The organism is Flavicella sp. IMCC45668, from assembly GCF_057219105.1.
Genome location: NZ_CM170114.1, coordinates 2,750,097 through 2,768,225, shown reverse-complemented (window position 1 = coordinate 2,768,225; position 18,129 = coordinate 2,750,097). Strand labels below are relative to the sequence as shown.

The following is an 18,129-nucleotide window of genomic DNA, read 5'->3' as shown; positions in this document are numbered from 1 at the left end:
CAAATAAAATATTTATTGTATTTTATTCAAGTAATACTTTCTTGGATACTATACCTTTATTGGTTTCTATTTGAATAATATAAACACCCGGTATAACCCCTCCTACAGGTAAAACATGATCTGAAGTATCGATCCTTTCAGGTAAATAATTTAACAATAATTCCCCTACTGAATTATATAATTTAAGCCTCGAAATAGATAAATTATTGTCAGTTTTTATATGCAAATCACCTTCTGAATTCTGATAGATCAAAACTGATTCTGATGTTACCACATCACCAACACTCAATGAATTATCTTCTTTAAAGGTAACATAAAATCGATCACTATAGGTACCGGCATCTAAAACTATAGAAACCTCATTAGTCAAGCCATAATAGATATCCAATAACTTATCATACAGGTACGCTCTATCCGAAACTCTCGTTTTCTCCAATTCAACAAAAGACACAATACCTTGAGCATTCATAGTAACCTCTAAAGGTATCTCTACAGCAACATTATATGTATCTAATCCAGCAATCACGTAAGCCCCTTTGGTCTCTTCTGGTTCAGAAAATTTCCAATAAGCATCTTTTGAGTGAATATCGTAGATACCACTATCATAACCATTATCATACTCAGTAGATAAGCCTTCTTTAAACACAGCCAATAATTGACGGGTAAGTGGAATTCCAATATCGTTGGTTTGCTCAAAACCTAACCTAAAAGATGGTAAAATGTTTGTTTCTGAAGATTTCTTAGATGCTTTTCCTTTAAAAAAAACAGAGTTACTACCATCCTCTACCTGAAAAGCTCTCATCGAATTATTCATTACCACTGTCGCCGAACCGGGTACACCAGATTCATTTGCGTTTACGAAAAAACCTTGCCCCACTGCAATGTATTGCCCCGGTACATCACCCGAACTACTGCCCAAACCACCTATACCTGATGGAGCAACTGCTGCAACACCGCCTCCAATATTCCTAACTGCATACCCTCCTTGATAATTGGATTTATAGTGACCTTCATTTCCCTCAGCGGAGACCTCTCCATTATGTTCCCAGAAATAGATACTACCATCAATATATGGATTTGTAATGCTATTATAAGTAATAAAGGCATCTGCATCTAATGCCGATGGATACGGGTTTCCTAAGAGAAAAACATCACCATTTGACACTGCAAAACTATACTCACCATCATTAGGTGACCCTACAAAAGTATAATTTTGAATCGCTCCAGGACCTTTCATCGTATAACCTTCTCCTACATTTAAAGTTCCACTACTGCCGGCATGGCTCCAACTATTATTAAACTTATACAACCAATAATTAGGAACTGTAATTGGACTTGTAGTATGATCACCATCATAACCAGAAGAAAAATTAATTGAAGGTGGAGCTGAACTTGCCGAAGTTACTGTAGTACCATCTTTCATAACTGCCCCAACGGTATATGTTCCACTTCCAGAAGAAACAGGTGACGACCAATAATTATATCGATATTTACTCGAATTTGTTCCTTGCTGATCCATGTACAAACTTCCTACCCCCGAATTAGCACCAAGACCTGTATGGGTTTGAACCAATTGAGAAGTACCAATCATTCGAATATCTCCATTGTTTTCAATTCCATCAGTCACTTGTAATCTAATGCCAGAATTCACTACCAGCTTACCACCACTTTCTACCTCAACTTCCCTTACGTCGGCATTTTCTGTAAGAGTCGGACTACCATCTGCAGAATTTTTAACTAACAACTTATAACAATCATCTGTGGTATCCGGAACATTACCTGCACCTGAACCATTATAAAACTGCGTTGCATCAACCACAATTTTCTCTTTGTATTGTAGTGTAAAATAATAGTTATTTCTAATATTGATATCCTCTATTCTATAAAGTCCTCCTCCAATACCAGTAAGAGAATATGTTCTCCAAGGACTTGAGAAATCACTATTATCATCAATTATTAATTCGATATTCTCACAAGATGGCAACCCTGAAAGATCCACTCCTGAAAGATCAAATGTTACATCTATTCTTCCTGGATTATTTCTTCTACTAGCTCTAAATGTTGTATTTAAACGCTCCAAATAAACGCTTTCATCTGTTTCAAAGGCTATGTCTAACTTATTATTTCTTCCCCAAAATAGATATTCATCGTTTGCCAATCCTCTAGGGTTGTTTATCCTTACAATACCCGTTCCTTGAGAATCGGTATGATTAGAACCATCTGTCGCCTGACCGATACCTGCCACATCATAATCGAAATCTCCATTTGCTGAATTATCTTCATCATAAAAATCATTTAATGATAACGTTCCATCGAATTTTGCTTGTAGATAATTTTCAATAATAATTTTTTGTGCCAAATTGATGTTTTTTGAAAAATAAATAACCTCACCGTAATCCCCTATCGTATATTTATTTTCTGTAATTCTTTTCCCTATACCTATGAGATCAAAATTAAAAGATTCTGTAGAGGAAACACTCGTTCCTGCAACACCATCCAATCGAATCGTATTTTCCACACCATCATATTCAGAATTCATAATTTTAACATCATCTCCGGCTAATCCATTAGTTACAACAGACATCACTCCATTCCTATGAGATTCAATATCATCAGTTCCATCATTTCTATTTAAGAACACCACATGATCGGTAGTATTCCAATCTAATACCCCACTCTTTGAGCCAGATAATATACCTGCCCATGTAGCACTATAACCCGTAATCTTACCCGTAAAAAAAGCAGATGCCGTTGTTCCTGTATTACTAGTTACAGCACTTTGAAAATAATCATTTCCATCTAAAGAAATTACCCCATTACCATTAATCGCAGCCGTATAAGTAGGATCTCCGCCGATCAAGGAAACGTCATTTCCGTTTCCACTTTCATCCAACCATGCCGTCACTACATCACTTCCATCACTTGTTACGTTAGAATCTCCACGTAACCATAACTCAAGTGCTGTACTACCATCTGTATTTCCTACACCTCCTGGCCCCAAATATCCAATAACATCAGATGATTCGGTTCCTCCAAGTAAAAATTCTTGATTGACTCCAGTATTTCCAGTTTCAGTTAGGGTATTATTACTAACATTGAGCGTTGATGATAATAAACTCCATGAAGTTGATGTATTATCAGTTCTATTATACATTTCTACATTCGGTTCAGCTGCCGCTGCAACAGCATATAGACCATAATCATAAACCGTAGTATAGGTTGCTGAAGCATCCCCCGCAAGAAACACTCCATAGTAGATATCATTGCCCCCTAAACTATTGGAAATCCCCGAAACAAAATTTGGAGTTTCATCTACTCTATAAATATGCACTCCATCAGGTGTACCAGATATTGTATTAATTTCAATATCTCCTTTATTTACCGAACTTAAAACTAACTGTTCACCAGACCAACTCCCTGTATACAAAAAACTAGAGGCGTCACCTATTGGTGCTCCAGAAATAACCCAATCAGAAGCCGAATCCATATTCGTTAAAGTTCCATCAACATTATTAGAAGTTTCATCCGTTGCGGTGGTACCTGAATTATCATTAAATTTCCAATATCCTTCTAAGCCTGTTTCAGAACCCGTTAATTTTTGACACATATAGGTTTTCAATTCTGTCTCTGACCTTGTTGTAGACCAAATCCGAACCTCATCAATTTTCCCTCTAAAATAATTATCCACACGACCAATCCAACGTACAGGATCAATAGGTGAACCAGAAACACCCGTTTTGGTTGTTACTAATACCCCATTAACATAGATTTTTATCTCAGAACCTTGATAAGTCATTGCAACATGATTCCATTGATCAAGAGTAAGGGTATTAGAATCTGTATTTCCTGATTGCCAAGAGGAACCATTACCGAACCCGAAATGTACCCTTGAATTATTAAGAACCCACATTCCAGGAGCCCTATTTGATGTAGCACCTGCTTGATTTCCTATAAAACCGTTCCAAGAAGAATTTCCTTGATCTACAGGATAAATCCAAGTTTCTAAAGTAAAATTAGTCCCTAATGCAATTCCAGTACTTCCTAAATCCACATAATTAACAGCCCCATCAAAATCCAAAGAACTCTCTGAACCTTGCGAAAAAACAGTTGTTATTGAGAAAACAACCATACATGCTATTTTGTAAAAAATATTTTTCATTATTTATGTGGATAATTTAAATGTAGCAATTTTACCAGAATTCTTACAAAAAGAGATAAAATTATAAACGAATGTTAAAAAAGAAGTATATATAAGACTAAGAACAGAAGTCTTTTATCTAATTATCAATATTTTTTTTGAAATAACACCTGCGCTCGTTTCAAGTTGAACAATATGAACACCTGGTTGTAAACTTTGTATATTAATATTGTGTTCTGTAGTTCCATTTTCAAATTCAACCACTGAATAATGTAGATTTCCATAAACATCAAATATTTTCATCTGTAACAATTCAACAGAACTATTACTGTTGATTACCAATTGTTCTTCGGAATTATTAACATACACTAGTAATCTATCTTTTAAAGTTATTTCATCATCAATATCAAGCGTAGAATCTTCTTTAAAAGTCAAATAAAATCTATTAGAGTGTACCCCTTTCTCTAGCAACAAAGAAATTTTGTTTCCATTCAAACCATAATATATATCGTTCACCTTATCATGTAAATAAACTTTATGATTGATCGCATACTTTTCTAACACTTCAAACGATACAACAGCCTGTTTATCCATTGACACTTCTATTGCTAGTTCTTTATCTACAGAAAATTCACTTCTACCAGTAATCACATATTTATCTGTGTCATTCGTTACCCAATAGGCGTCATTTTTCTGCGTATCATACAAACTACTATCATAACCATTATCATAATCTTCTGTAAGTCCTTCTTTAAAAACAGCCAACAACTGACGTCTTAACAAAACCCCATCTTCATTCTCTTGATCAAAACCTAATCTCACTGATGGCAATCTATGATCCTTCTCATCCGTTTGATTTTTTTTCTTTTTTCCATTTTTAAAGAATACAGACTCAGAACCCTCTTCTTTAAATGCACGCATGGAATTATTAAAAACAACCTCTCCATCCTTCAAGGCATTTACAAAGAAACCTTGACCGACTGCTATATATTGACCTGGTTTAACTCCAGAACCATTCCCTATTCCGTTGACTCCTGGTGGGGCAACCGCAGCAACACCACCTCCTTTATTCCGAATCGCATAGCCACCTTGGTAATTAGACTTATAATGTCCTTCATTCCCATTAATGGAAACCTCTCCATTATGCTCCCAGAAATAAATACTACCATCAATAACTCCATTAGTCTCATTATTTAGCGCAAGAAAAGCATCTGCATCTATGGCTGATGGGTAAGGATTTCCAACTAAAGTAGAATTATCTTTAGTAACATTAATTTTGTATTCTCCATCATTTGGCACCCCAACAAAAGTGTACCTCTGAATTGCCCCAGGGCCCTTCATGGAATACCCTAGACCTGGATCAATTTCTCCATTAACCCCTAATTGAGCCCAACTTGCATTAAACTGATAAATCCAATAGCTAGATATCGTAATTGGACTTGTAGTTGCATCTCCATCGTATCCATTAGTAAAATTAACTGAAGACGGCTGTGTATCCTTAGAGGTCGGAGTTGACCCATCTTTTAAGACAGCTCCAACACTATATTTAGAATTTCCAACTGGAACTACAGGAGACGACCAGTAATTATATCGATATTTACTCGCGTTTGTCCCTTGTTGATCTACATATAAACCCCCCGAGTTACCTGAATTTTTTGTTGTTCCTGAATGAATTTGTAGCAACTGAGAAGTACCCATCAATCTGATTTCTCCACTATTGTCAATCCCCTCTGCTACCTGCAATCTTGTTCCTGTTGAAACTACTAATTTCCCTCCAGACTCAATTTCAACCTCTCTTACATCTGCATTTTCACTAATTGTTAAATCCCCAGTTGCTGAGCTTTTCACTAATAACTTGTAACAATCATCTGTTATATCAGGAACACCACTAGCACCTGACCCATTGTAAAATTGCACCCCATCAACTACAATTAAATCATGATATTCTAGTGTAAAATAATCTCCATCGTTAAAAACCACATCAGAAGCCGTATAAACACCACCCATCAAAGATAAATCATAGCTGGTTTTATTTGAAAAATCAGAAGAATTACTCACTATTAATTTAGGATTATTACATCCATCTGATGCGTTAAAGACTATATCCGAAGCATTGACAGAAAAAGCAACCGTACCAACGGATCCACTTTTAGAAACACGCCAATTTGTATTCAAACGGGACAAATAATTGGTTGCAACTGAAGCTTCTAAAAACTCATAAGTAGCATTTATCTGATCTTCTCCCCAAAACAAAAAACTATTGGAACTAAGTGATGATGGAGTATTAATCCTCACGATACCTGTTCCCTGAGAATCTGTGTGCTGACTGTTATCTGAAGCTTTTCCTATTCCAGCAACATGATAATCAAAATCACCATTCGCACTATCATCTTGTGTATAAAAATCGTTTGCTACAAGTGAAATTCCATATTTTGCAGCCAAATAATTTTGAACGATAATTCTTTCCGCCAAATTTAAAGTTTCGTCAAAAGCAATTATCTCAGCTATTTCACCTGTAAAACTTCTTCCAGCATAATAGCCACCCACATACAAATTATTTGTGTAAGAAGTTGGTCTGTCTTGCTGAATAATATGAAGAGAATTATTATGAGTCCCCCCATTATTTGTGGATCCATTTACATAAGAACCTCCTGAAGTACCAGACCATGTATCATTATTTACACCATCGCCTCCTCCAGCATATTGCCATACATTATCAGTTGCACTTGGTCTTCTAATACCTTTATCCCCCTCAAACCCAATCAAACCACTAAAATTAGTTCTTTGACTAGGTATATTTACTGCAATCAACGTTTGAGCTTCTACAGCGCTAGAAGTCACAAAATCCCGATCTAATGCCACAGCATTTAAAACTGGGTTTCCATTCACCAAACTGGAAGCATCTGCTTCATAGGTAGCTGAACCTGAATTTGATATTGTTTTACCATTCCCTGAATTATCCAACCACGTAGCAATTGTATTCCCATCATTAGGAGAAATATCACCACTCGCTCTTAGCATCGTTGGTAAATACCAAGCTGACAAATTTGAGACACCATCAGTATTCCCTACCCCCCCAGGTCCTAAATATCCTGACGTAGTATTTGGTGCTGAAGTTCCAGTTACTTGAATATTATCCAAAGCCCACCACCAGTCCCAATCTCCTGTATAAGTAAATCTAATCTTTGCATTTGAACTATTTCCGACCTCCGTTGTGATATCTATAACTACATTTGAAGCCCCATTAAAATTGTCACCAGAATTTGTTGTATAATTTGCAACAGTTGTCCATACAGAACCATTATACACCTCAACAGTACATGATTCCGGTGATCTGTAATCACGATACTGATAATCATACACTAAGGTAACTGCATCAAAATTTGAAGTATTAAAACTAGAAGTTTCTAAGGTAGCATTTTGAGAATTATTTCTACCGTAATGATCACTATCTAGAATGGCGTAATTTCCGTTAAAATTTCCAGCGGAAATATTTCTATTCCCTGGATCATCAAAACTCCATACATCACCCGCGGGACTACTACCATTATCAATATTGGACCATCCTGAAGGTAACCCTCCTGAAAAATCCTCATCAATAAGAATTGTTTGCCCATATTGTTGGTTTATAAAAACCAAACAAAAAATCACCGATATGTATGTAAATTTCTTCATCACAACTACTTAGCAATTATAAAAGTAGTAATCAGAACACAAAACTTACAAAATACACCTCATCCCTAAACAATAGTTAACACATCAAACAACAATACGTTAAGTACTTAACATATATTTACAAAAAAACCTCTTATGAAATCATAAGAGGTTTGTTATTTACTATTTGTTTTTTTTAATATGCTCTTTTATTTTTTCCTTCATAGAAATTAATAAAAGCCTCATTTACAACTCTTTTTCCACCATTGGTTGGATAATCACCACTAAAATACCAATCTCCTGTATGATCAGGACAAGCTTCATGCAGACCTTCAATTGTTTGGAAAATCACCTCTACATCTGCTTTTACAGAAGATGTTTTTAACATTTCAGCAATCTTATCAGAAATTTGCACTGCAGTAAAAGGAGCATAAATTTCTTTTACAAAATTTTCTATACCTGCATCCTCCTTAACGCGTTGCTTCATACATTTTTTATATACGTCCGTTACGATATGATATTGATCTGTATCTTTTAATAACTCTAACGCCGCTCTAAAAGCAATAAAGTCACCAATTTTTGCCATATCAATTCCATAACAATCAGGATATCTAATTTGTGGAGCTGAAGAAACTATCACAATTTTCTTAGGGTTTAACCTATCTAAAATTTTAATAATACTCTTTTTTAACGTTGTTCCTCTTACGATACTATCATCAATAATAACAAGGTTATCATTCTTCTTAACCACACCATAAGTAATGTCATAAACATGCTCAACAAGATCATCACGACTATTATCATCTGCAATAAATGTTCTAAGCTTTACATCTTTTACAGCTATTTTTTCAACACGAGGTCTTTCTGATAAAATTTCATTCAATTTTTCAGGTGAAATTTCTCTTTTCCCCTTTAAAATTTTAGACAACTTCTGTTGGTTTAAAAAATCTTCTGCAGCCTCTCTCATCCCATAAAAAGAAGTTTCCGCTGTATTTGGAATGTAAGAAAAAACAGTATTCGAAATATTATTATCAATCTTTTTCAAGATCTCTGGAAAAACAATTTTCCCTAAATTTTTACGCTCAGTATAAATATCAGCATCACTTCCTCTAGAGAAATAAATGCGCTCAAAAGAACATGATTTTTTTGGTAATTGCTCTAATATAGGAGCTACTGTAATTTTACCTGATTTCTTAGCAATAATCGCATGCCCTCTATCCAATTCCTTTACTGACTCTAATGGCACATTAAATACCGTTTGAATCACTGGACGCTCAGATGCGACAACTAAAACTTCATCATCTTGATAATAAAATGTAGGTCTAATTCCTGCAGGATCTCTCATTACAAAAGCATCTCCATGTCCTAATAAACCGGCCATTGCATAACCACCATCAAAACTTTTAGTTGCTCTTTTTAATATTCTTTGAATATCAACTCTTTCTGCAATTAAAGGAGAAGCATCTTTTTTACTTACCCCACCTTTCATGTCTTGGTATAAGCTTTCCACTTCGTTATCTAGGAAGTGTCCAATCTTTTCCATTACGGTAACCGTATCAGTATTTTCTTTTGGATGCTGTCCTAATTCTATCAATTCTTCTAACAACTGAGAAGAATTAGTCATGTTGAAGTTACCCGCAACAATTAAATTTTTATGTCTCCAGTTACTTTGACGTAAAAATGGATGCACATTTTCAATACTATTTCCACCAGAAGTACCATAACGTACATGTCCTAAAAACAAGTTACCGATGTATGGTAAATTTTCTTCTTGCCAAGCAACATCATCTACCTTATCTGGGTTTTCAACTAAACCTTGATTCAAACGATCATTAATTTGACCAAAAATATCTTGAATAGGTTGTGATTGATTAGATCTCACCCTACTGATATAACGAGTACCCGGACTCGCATTAAATTTTAAACTTGCAAAACCAGCACCATCTTGTCCACGGTTGTGTTGCTTCTCCATTAACAAGTACATCTTGTTAATTCCGTAAAATGCAGATCCATATTTTTCTTTGTAAAACTCAAGAGGTTTTAACAAACGAACCATTGCGATTCCACATTCATGTTTAATAGCATCACTCATAATATAATTCTCTTTTGGTGTTATTAACTAACTACCGTTTGTACTAATGATTTATTTTTTTGAAGGAATTTCCATTTCATATTTTGTTAAATTTCTAAAACTTAACAAACGTTCATTAATCTCAGTTTCTGTTACATTTTGCATGCGCTCTGTACCAAATTTCTCTACACAGAAAGAAGCTAAGTTTGAACCGTGAATCAAAGCATTTTTCATATTTTCAAAAGACACATCATCGGTTTTTGCTAAATACCCAGAGAATCCACCCGCAAACGTATCTCCCGCTCCCGTTGGATCAAAAACTTCTTCTAATGGTAATGCTGGTGCAAAGAATACCTGGTCTTTATGAAACAATAAAGCTCCATGCTCTCCTTTTTTAATCACAACATATTTAGGCCCCATTGCTTGGATTTTTTCTGCTGCAACTAATAAAGAATACTCTCCACTTAATTGGCGCGCCTCTTCGTCATTAATAGTAATTACATCTACTTTTTTAATCACTGCTTTTAATTCTGGCATTGCAATATCCATCCAAAAATTCATAGTATCTAGAACTACTAATTTTGGTTTTTCTGTCATTTGCTCTAATACTGCATTTTGAACCAAAGGATGTAAATTTCCTAACATTACTATTCCTGCATCCTTATATTCAGCTGGCACTACAGGGTTAAAGTTTTCTAAAACATTCAACTCTGTAGCCAAAGTATCTCTAGTATTCATATCGTTGTGGTACTTTCCTGACCAAAAGAATGTTTTTCCTTCTTTAACGATTTCAACACCAGTAGTATCTACTTTTCTGTCATTCAACATATCTAAGTACTCTTGAGGAAAATCTCCCCCTACAACAGATACGATCCCTGAATCTACATTAAAGTTAGCAGCAGACAAACCAATATATGTTGCAGCTCCTCCTAAAATTTTATCAGTTTTCCCAAAAGGTGTTTGTATTGCATCAAATGCAACGGTACCAACGATCAATAATTTACTCATTTACTTAATTTTTAGTCATTTAAAAAGTTAGAATCTTTTGTATAAAATTCTTTAAACCTCAGCGTGATTCAATAACTTTGCAAAAATAAGTTTAAAATATGACTATCAAAGAAATACAAGAAGAAATTATTGATGAGTTTTCTATGTTTGAAGATTGGATGGAGCGCTATGAGCACATAATTGATCTTGGAAAATCATTACCTATTATAGATGAAGCATTTAAAAAAGATGAGAATTTAATTAAAGGCTGTCAATCTAAAGTTTGGTTACATTCTGAATTGAAAAATGACACTTTATTTTTTACTGCAGAGAGTGATGCCATTTTAACTGCTGGTATTGTAGGACTTCTTTTACGAGTTTTTAACAATCAAAAACCTGAAGATATTATCAATGCAGATATGTCCTTTATTGATCAAATTGAATTAAAAGAACATCTATCTCCAACAAGAGCTAATGGTTTGGTATCAATGATCAAACAAATCAAACTATACGCATTAGCTTTTCAAAGCAAATCAAACTCGTAAGGTTCAGAATTAATTACGAACAAAGCACTGAGAAGTATAATTAGTATCTTTGTCATCAGAAAAATAAAACATAATAAAATGGAAGAATCTCAAATTACAGATATAGGAGAAAAAATTGTTCAGGTATTGAAAACAATATTTGATCCTGAAATCCCAGTAGATATTTACGAATTAGGTTTGATCTATGACGTAATGGTTAACGACCATAAAGAGGCTAAAATTTTAATGACCTTAACTTCACCAAACTGTCCGGTTGCAGAAACACTTCCTAAAGAAGTTGAAAATAAAATAGAACAGCTTGAAGAAATTGATAGTGCAGAGGTTGAGATTACCTTTGACCCTACATGGACTCAAGACATGATGAGTGAAGAAGCCAAACTAGAACTAGGTTTTCTATAATTCATTAACTAAAAAAATGGGAGAAATTGTAAATAAAGTTGCCAATAGCAAGTTGGTTACTATTGACCTAGAAGACTACTATCCTGCTGGAGAACGAGTTTTATTTGACATAAAAAAGTGGCTTTTTCAAGAACTTATTTTAAAAGAAAAAGACTTTCGAGCTTCTATTGAATCTTTTGATTGGTCAACATTGCAAGGTAGTTATGTTGCCTTGACTTGCTCTGTAGATGCTATTATTCCCTCATGGGCCTATTTATTAATCACCACAAAAGCAGCTCCTTTTGCTAAAAAAATAGTAGTTGGAGATTTGACTCTTTTAGAGACAACTCTTTATCAAGATATTATTAAAAACATAGACACAAGCAGTATTGAAAATAGACCAGTTATAATAAAAGGCTGTGCTAATAAACCGATACCTGCAAGTGCATATACGCAATTGATTGAAAAAATACTACCAATTGCAAACTCAGTCATGTATGGTGAAGCCTGTTCTACAGTTCCATTATACAAAAAACCTAAATAACATTATCTTTGACACTTTTAAAAACCTAATTATGAAAAAAGTATTACTCTTTGCTGCTTTCCTAACAAGCACAATTTTATTTGCTCAAGAAAAAGAAAAAGAAGGAAACTGGAAAACAACTGGAAAAATCAGTTTCTTAATGAATCAATCTTCATTTTCTAACTGGCAACCAGGTGGTGACAACGCCTTCTCAGGAAATGTTAGTTTGAACTACGACTTTAACTACTCTAAAAACGGATGGGTATTTGACAACAAATTAATTGCAAGTTTAGGTGTAAATGCCATTGAAGGAGAAGACACTAAGAAAACCGATGATAGATTTGAGTTTAACTCCATTTTAGGTAAACAGTTTACTAAAACATGGAATTTCTCATTCTTCGCAAACTTCAAAACGCAATTCGTTAATGGTTATGATTATGATGATGACTTTTTAGGTGACAACTTAGCCTTTCCTACTTCTGGTTTCATGAAACCTGGTTACTTAAGTTTTGGTCCCGGTTTCTTCTGGAAAAAGAGCGACAATCTATCTGTGAATATCGCTCCAATTACTTCTAAATTCACATTCTTAACAGGAGAAGTATTTACTTTAAATGATGACAAAACGCAATACGAATCTAGTAACGACATTGAAACATACGGTGTAAAGCCAGGAGAATCTGTACGTTATGAATTTGGTTTGAATATGCGTGGTTACTATAGAGTAGACTTAATGAAAAACATCAATATGGAGAACATCCTTACTATTTTCTCTGACTATATTGAAAAACCTCAAAACGTAGATTTTGACTACACCATGAACTTAGTAATGAAAATTAATGATGTATTCTCTACAAACCTAACAGTACAAACTGTTTATGATGATAATGCATATAGCGCATTACAAGTAAGACAAACTTTTGGTGTTGGAATTAGCTACAACTTCTAATACAACACACTAAAATTAAAAAAGCCCTTTGAGATTCTCAAAGGGCTTTTTTAGTATTTATTCTTTCTTAGCTTTCTTCCGTATACTCCTCGTATAAAAAACTGTTGTAAGGAAAACGTTTGATATGAATTTTCTTTACCTCTTCATATACTTTAGATTTAAAGTCCTCTAAATTCTGTTTGTGAAGAGCAGAAATAAACACACAGTTATTTTCCATCTTAGACATCCATGATTTCTTTAACTCCTCCAGCGTATAATGCGCTTTGGTTTTTTCAGTCACCAAATCATCATCGTCTATGGTCTCGTGTTCATAAGCATCAATCATATTAAAAACCATCATTACAGGCTTGTTTGAACTTTCAATTTCAGCTAAAATATTATTTACAGAATCTATATGATCCTCAAAATTTTTATGTGAAATATCCACTACATGCAATAACAAATCCGCCTCACGAACCTCATCTAAAGTAGATTTAAACGACTCTACCAACTGGGTTGGTAATTTTCTAATAAACCCAACAGTATCAGTCATTAAAAAAGGCAAATTCTTAATAACCACCTTCCTAACCGTAGTATCTAGTGTTGCAAACAATTTATTTTCTGCAAAAACATCAGACTTACTGACAACATTCATCAAAGTAGATTTCCCTACATTGGTATAACCAACTAAAGCAACACGAACTAATTGCCCTCTGTTTTTTCTTTGAATCGCCATCTGCTTATCAATCGTTACGAGTCTTTTCTTTAATACACTGATTTGATCTCGTACGATACGTCTATCCGTTTCAATTTCAGTTTCCCCAGGTCCACGAAGTCCAATACCTCCTTTTTGTTTATCAAGGTGGGTCCACAACTTAGTTAACCTTGGCAGTAAATATTGACATTGGGCCAAAGCCACTTGTGTTCTTGCATAACTTGTTTGTGCACGCTGGGCGAAAATATCAAGAATTAAATTTGTTCTATCCAAAATCTTACAATCCAACACTTTCTCGATATTACGCAATTGTGCTGGCGACAACTCATCATCAAAAACTGCTGTTCCTATATGATGTGTATCTATATACCTTTTTACTTCCTCTAACTTACCACTACCAATAAAGGTTTTAGGGTGTGGTTTTTCTACATTCTGCACGAATCTCTTAACAGAAACTCCTCCAGCAGTTTTTACCAAAAATTCTAGCTCATCTAAAAATTCTTTCGCTTTAGCATCATTTTGATGTTGCGTAACAACCCCTATAAGAACCGTTTTTTCAGATGTAACTTTTTTCTTATCAATCATGCTACAAATGTACGATTTTTGTTAAAGAGCATAACCAAATAACAACGACTTCCTTTCTATTGATTTAATTCACAATTAAACACCCCTGCTTGATTTAATTATGTACTTTAGATTTTTACTCACAATACTACTTAATGACCATATCTCCCCTTTCAATAGCCTTTTATAATGTTGAAAATTTATTTGATACAGAAGACAGTCCTCACACCCTAGATAGAGAATTTACACCCAAGGGTAAAAAGAAATGGGGACCTTATCGCTATCAATTAAAAATAGAAAAGTTGGGAAAAGCTATTACGCGAATTGGAGAGGATTACTCCCAACTTCCGCCTATTTTTATTGGGCTTGCCGAAGTAGAAAACAGCATGGTGCTTGACAACCTACTGAAATCTGATGCCTTACAGTATTTACCATATGATTATGTGCATTATGATTCTCCTGATGAAAGAGGCATAGACACTGCTTTTTTATTCAATAAAGAACAATTTCAACTATTAGACTCCAAAGCAATTCCGATCATTGTTTATGACTCCAACAACGTTAGAGACTACACAAGAGACATCTTATATGTTAAAGGAAAACTGGACAATGAAATTATTCATATCTATGTAAATCACTGGCCTTCTAAAAGATCTGGTTTTGATGAAACCCGTAAAAAAAGAATAGAGATAGCCTCCATATTGCATCAAGAGATGGCAAATATTGACGAAATAGATCCTAAAATTGTTATTATGGGTGATTTCAACGACAACCCGGATGATGATAGTATTCAAAAACATTTGGTGACGTCTAACTTTAGAAACCCAAGTTTAAAATTATATCAAAACAATCAAGGAGCTTCTAAATTTTACGGTAAATGGATGCTGTTTGATCAAATAATTCTTTCTGAAAATTTTTTCGAAAATACACCAAACAATTACTCCTATCAAGCAGCCCATATTTTTAATGCTCCTTTTCTGACAAACCCGAGAGGCAGACACAAATCAGAACCTTTTAGAACCTATTCAGGAAAATACTATCAAGGTGGTTATAGCGACCATTTCCCTGTGTTTGTATTACTCGCAAAAACTAAAAATGCATAAAAAAACCCGAACTTTATTTTTAGTTCGGGTTTTATGCGTTATTAACTTTTTTTACTTTTTTATTACCTTAACCGGTATAGAAAACTTCTTATTTTTCAACTCATCAGACGCTTTTACTACTGACTGGTAATTCAACCTTGATTTGATAAAATTTATAATTTTCTCATCTTGTGAATCAACCATAAGGACCACTATTTCCCCTCGCTGATTTACTAAAAATTCAACTTTCGCTGAAATAATTCTTTCATTTTCTAAAAAATCAGGATGATCTAATAATCTTTCGATTTCACTTCTTAATTTTTCATTGATTGTCATTGTTTCTGGATTTGCTGCAATCGTTGCAACGGTTCCTAAAACTAGGGCGAACATTACTAAAATGATTTTTTTCATAATTTCTAATTTCTATTACAAAGATACTTTCAATGCAAAAATAAAATTGAAAAAAACACTTCAACAAAACCTCTTCTTTTGGTTAACACAACATCAAACAAGGATTCTATTAACCAAATATTCACATTGAGAATTTTATAAAAATCAAACTCTCTTTTCACTATTATCTATAAATAAACTCCTTTTTTTGACAGTTTAAAAGAGTCATAAAGATTAATCATCAATACCATAAATCAGAAGCTTTTTAAATGTTACCTAAATGTAAATTTAATGCAAAAACAATAAACCTGCCCTCTAAATTCTATGAGATCTTACAGCATAAAAAAGAATTCCAATTCTCAATAATTTCTATTTTTAGTCATTACTTTTACATTAACAAAATTCAAATCATTCGAGCATTCATCATTAAAAATGATTATGCATTACGCTAAATAATTATTACCCATAATAAGTGGAATCTAGTATACAAAAATCATTGAACCGAAAAAAAAACATAATTATATTAGTCACACTAATCTTCCTGCTCATGCTACCTAATATATTATTTATTTATTATGGTGAAGACTCTGCAGTAGTGACAAACCTAAAAAAAATAGTTTTTTTCAACTACACAACGGCATTACTATTACTACCCTTATCTTTTTTAAAACCTAAATCATATTTCCTATTTTTAACAATTACGATTCCGTTTGCAATTACTGATTTATTTGTACTTACCTTAAGCAAAACGCAATCTACAACAATGCATCTCCTTGCACTCTATGAAACACACACAAATGAAGCTTTAGAACTAATTTCAGGAAATGTTTGCTATGTTAGCATAGCAATAATATACATTACTCTCTACATATATCTTTCCAAAAAACTAAATTCTCACTTCTCAATAGGAAAAAACGGAAAAAAAGTAATAGCAATTTTTTCTTTATCCTTTATATTACTAATATTAGCAAGAGATATAAAGATTGCCTATACTTTCTCAAAAGGTCAGATAATAGAAGCAACATTAAACCAAACAACGGTAAAATTAAAAAAAACTTTTCCTGTAGGCTCTTTTCTCAAACTAAAAGAAACTATTAAACAAACTCATCAAAAAAATAGTTTTGACAAAAAAAACCAGTATTTCACTTACAAAAACAAAACCCTAAACGAAAACGAAGATCAGACTATTATCCTTGTTATAGGAGAAACTGCAAGAAGAAAGAATTTCCAAATTTACGGTTACGAAAGACAAACAACACCTTTTCTTGTAAAAGAAACCAACCTCATACCATTCTCCCAATTTACCTCTTGTGCAAATTTTACACTTGCAAGCTTTACACAAATACTTTCCAGCATTAGTCCTAGTACACATAAAAATGCTCATGATGAGCTAGGACTCATACATGCTTTTAAAGAAAACAGTTATAAAACCTACTGGATTACTAACCAACCTTACTCTATAGCCTCAACATATAACTTATACTCAAAGCAATCAGATTATATATTTAATACATCTACTAGTTTCGACATGGAAAACAACGACTTGGTAGTTCTTCCTAATCTAAAAAGTATTCTTAAAAAAAACCATTGCACAAAAAAACTTATTGTTATTCATTGTATAGGCAGTCACTATAGATACAACTTAAGATACCCTAAAAAGTTTGCGGTTTACCAACCAGAACTAAAAAACTCCCTTTCCCTATCTGAGAACAATATTTCTCATAGGCAAGAGTACCTAAACTCTTACGATAACTCTATTTTGTTAACGGACTATTTACTACATAATATAATCTCACTCTTAAAAGAAACAAAAGAGAAATCATTAATGCTTTATGTATCTGACCATGGAGAAAATCTTTTCGATGATGATCGCGAACTATTCCTCCACGGAACAGCAACTCCAAGCAAATACGAATTAGAGATACCTATGCTAATTTGGCATTCGGACAACTACAACAAAAAACGTGTCGAAATTCTAAATTCAAAAAAAGACGAAAAACTTTCTTCTGAAATAATATTCCACACACTATCAACTCTTGGTGGATTCAGAACAAAACTCCACAATCCAAAACATGATTTATTTTCAGACAGCCTATTAGTTGGCAATAGAACCGCTATCAAACCAGATGGTACAGTTATGAGAATCGACAAATAAAA

Annotated in this window: 12 protein-coding genes; 6 read left to right on the top strand and 6 right to left on the bottom strand. The window is 33.7% G+C overall.

Annotation, left to right across the window (positions count from 1 at the left end; all coding sequences use genetic code 11):
• Nucleotides 1–22: 22 nt before the first annotated feature.
• From AC2DZ0_RS11400 to AC2DZ0_RS11385, 4 genes are all read right to left on the bottom strand, one after another.
• Nucleotides 23–4,159: a LamG-like jellyroll fold domain-containing protein gene (locus AC2DZ0_RS11400; protein ID WP_484641867.1), complete on the bottom strand. Its 4,137-nt coding sequence runs from the start codon at nt 4,157–4,159 to the stop codon at nt 23–25.
• Nucleotides 4,160–4,273: 114 nt separating this feature from the next.
• Nucleotides 4,274–7,813 carry a DUF8202 domain-containing protein gene (locus tag AC2DZ0_RS11395; protein WP_484641865.1) on the bottom strand — a complete coding sequence of 1,180 codons (3,540 nt, stop codon included), beginning with the start codon at nt 7,811–7,813 and terminating at the stop codon, nt 4,274–4,276.
• A gap of 175 nt (nt 7,814–7,988) precedes the next feature.
• On the bottom strand, nt 7,989–9,884 hold the full coding sequence (locus tag AC2DZ0_RS11390; protein WP_484490184.1) for an amidophosphoribosyltransferase: 1,896 nt from the start codon (nt 9,882–9,884) through the stop codon (nt 7,989–7,991).
• Between the two features lie 51 nt (nt 9,885–9,935).
• Complete coding sequence (locus tag AC2DZ0_RS11385) at nt 9,936–10,871, bottom strand: PfkB family carbohydrate kinase (protein ID WP_484641864.1); 936 nt, start codon at nt 10,869–10,871, stop codon at nt 9,936–9,938.
• Between the two features lie 98 nt (nt 10,872–10,969).
• On the opposite strand from AC2DZ0_RS11385, the gene AC2DZ0_RS11380 reads away from it, so the two are divergent.
• The 4 genes from AC2DZ0_RS11380 (at nt 10,970) to AC2DZ0_RS11365 (ending at nt 13,242) form a co-directional block, all read left to right on the top strand.
• Entirely contained in the window at nt 10,970–11,395 is a 426-nt protein-coding gene (locus AC2DZ0_RS11380; protein ID WP_484490182.1) for a SufE family protein, read from the top strand.
• A 78-nt stretch (nt 11,396–11,473) separates the two neighbouring features.
• Nucleotides 11,474–11,794, top strand: a complete 321-nt coding sequence (locus AC2DZ0_RS11375; protein WP_484490181.1) for a DUF59 domain-containing protein — start codon at nt 11,474–11,476, stop codon at nt 11,792–11,794.
• Nucleotides 11,795–11,810: 16 nt separating this feature from the next.
• Entirely contained in the window at nt 11,811–12,317 is a 507-nt protein-coding gene (locus tag AC2DZ0_RS11370) for a DUF2480 family protein (RefSeq protein WP_484490180.1), read from the top strand.
• A gap of 31 nt (nt 12,318–12,348) precedes the next feature.
• Nucleotides 12,349–13,242 carry a DUF3078 domain-containing protein gene (locus tag AC2DZ0_RS11365; protein WP_484641863.1) on the top strand — a complete coding sequence of 298 codons (894 nt, stop codon included), beginning with the start codon at nt 12,349–12,351 and terminating at the stop codon, nt 13,240–13,242.
• A 67-nt stretch (nt 13,243–13,309) separates the two neighbouring features.
• Here AC2DZ0_RS11365 and hflX read toward each other — a convergent pair whose 3' ends face one another.
• Nucleotides 13,310–14,521 carry a GTPase HflX gene (hflX, locus tag AC2DZ0_RS11360; protein WP_484641861.1) on the bottom strand — a complete coding sequence of 404 codons (1,212 nt, stop codon included), beginning with the start codon at nt 14,519–14,521 and terminating at the stop codon, nt 13,310–13,312.
• A gap of 134 nt (nt 14,522–14,655) precedes the next feature.
• Between hflX and AC2DZ0_RS11355 the strand changes: the two genes are divergently transcribed.
• Nucleotides 14,656–15,603, top strand: coding sequence for an endonuclease/exonuclease/phosphatase family protein (locus tag AC2DZ0_RS11355; RefSeq protein ID WP_484641860.1), 948 nt, complete (start codon nt 14,656–14,658; stop codon nt 15,601–15,603).
• A 51-nt stretch (nt 15,604–15,654) separates the two neighbouring features.
• On the opposite strand, the gene AC2DZ0_RS11350 is transcribed toward AC2DZ0_RS11355, so the two are convergent.
• Nucleotides 15,655–15,993: a hypothetical protein gene (locus AC2DZ0_RS11350; protein WP_484641858.1), complete on the bottom strand. Its 339-nt coding sequence runs from the start codon at nt 15,991–15,993 to the stop codon at nt 15,655–15,657.
• A gap of 451 nt (nt 15,994–16,444) precedes the next feature.
• Here AC2DZ0_RS11350 and AC2DZ0_RS11345 point away from each other — a divergent pair, with 451 nt between their 5' ends.
• Nucleotides 16,445–18,127, top strand: coding sequence for a phosphoethanolamine transferase (locus AC2DZ0_RS11345; RefSeq protein WP_484641857.1), 1,683 nt, complete (start codon nt 16,445–16,447; stop codon nt 18,125–18,127).
• Nucleotides 18,128–18,129 lie beyond the last annotated feature (2 nt).

Excerpts from the sequence above, each read along its gene's own strand:
- AC2DZ0_RS11400 (WP_484641867.1), bottom strand. The coding sequence starts at position 4,159 with ATGAAAAATATTTTTTACAAAATAGCATGTATGGTTGTTTTCTCAATA.
- AC2DZ0_RS11390 (WP_484490184.1), bottom strand. The coding sequence starts at position 9,884 with ATGAGTGATGCTATTAAACATGAATGTGGAATCGCAATGGTTCGTTTG.
- AC2DZ0_RS11365 (WP_484641863.1), top strand. The coding sequence starts at position 12,349 with ATGAAAAAAGTATTACTCTTTGCTGCTTTCCTAACAAGCACAATTTTA.
- AC2DZ0_RS11350 (WP_484641858.1), bottom strand. The coding sequence starts at position 15,993 with ATGAAAAAAATCATTTTAGTAATGTTCGCCCTAGTTTTAGGAACCGTT.
- AC2DZ0_RS11395 (WP_484641865.1), bottom strand. The coding sequence starts at position 7,813 with ATGAAGAAATTTACATACATATCGGTGATTTTTTGTTTGGTTTTTATA.
- AC2DZ0_RS11355 (WP_484641860.1), top strand. The coding sequence starts at position 14,656 with ATGACCATATCTCCCCTTTCAATAGCCTTTTATAATGTTGAAAATTTA.
- AC2DZ0_RS11370 (WP_484490180.1), top strand. The coding sequence starts at position 11,811 with ATGGGAGAAATTGTAAATAAAGTTGCCAATAGCAAGTTGGTTACTATT.
- AC2DZ0_RS11385 (WP_484641864.1), bottom strand. The coding sequence starts at position 10,871 with ATGAGTAAATTATTGATCGTTGGTACCGTTGCATTTGATGCAATACAA.
- hflX (WP_484641861.1), bottom strand. The coding sequence starts at position 14,521 with ATGATTGATAAGAAAAAAGTTACATCTGAAAAAACGGTTCTTATAGGG.
- AC2DZ0_RS11380 (WP_484490182.1), top strand. The coding sequence starts at position 10,970 with ATGACTATCAAAGAAATACAAGAAGAAATTATTGATGAGTTTTCTATG.
- AC2DZ0_RS11375 (WP_484490181.1), top strand. The coding sequence starts at position 11,474 with ATGGAAGAATCTCAAATTACAGATATAGGAGAAAAAATTGTTCAGGTA.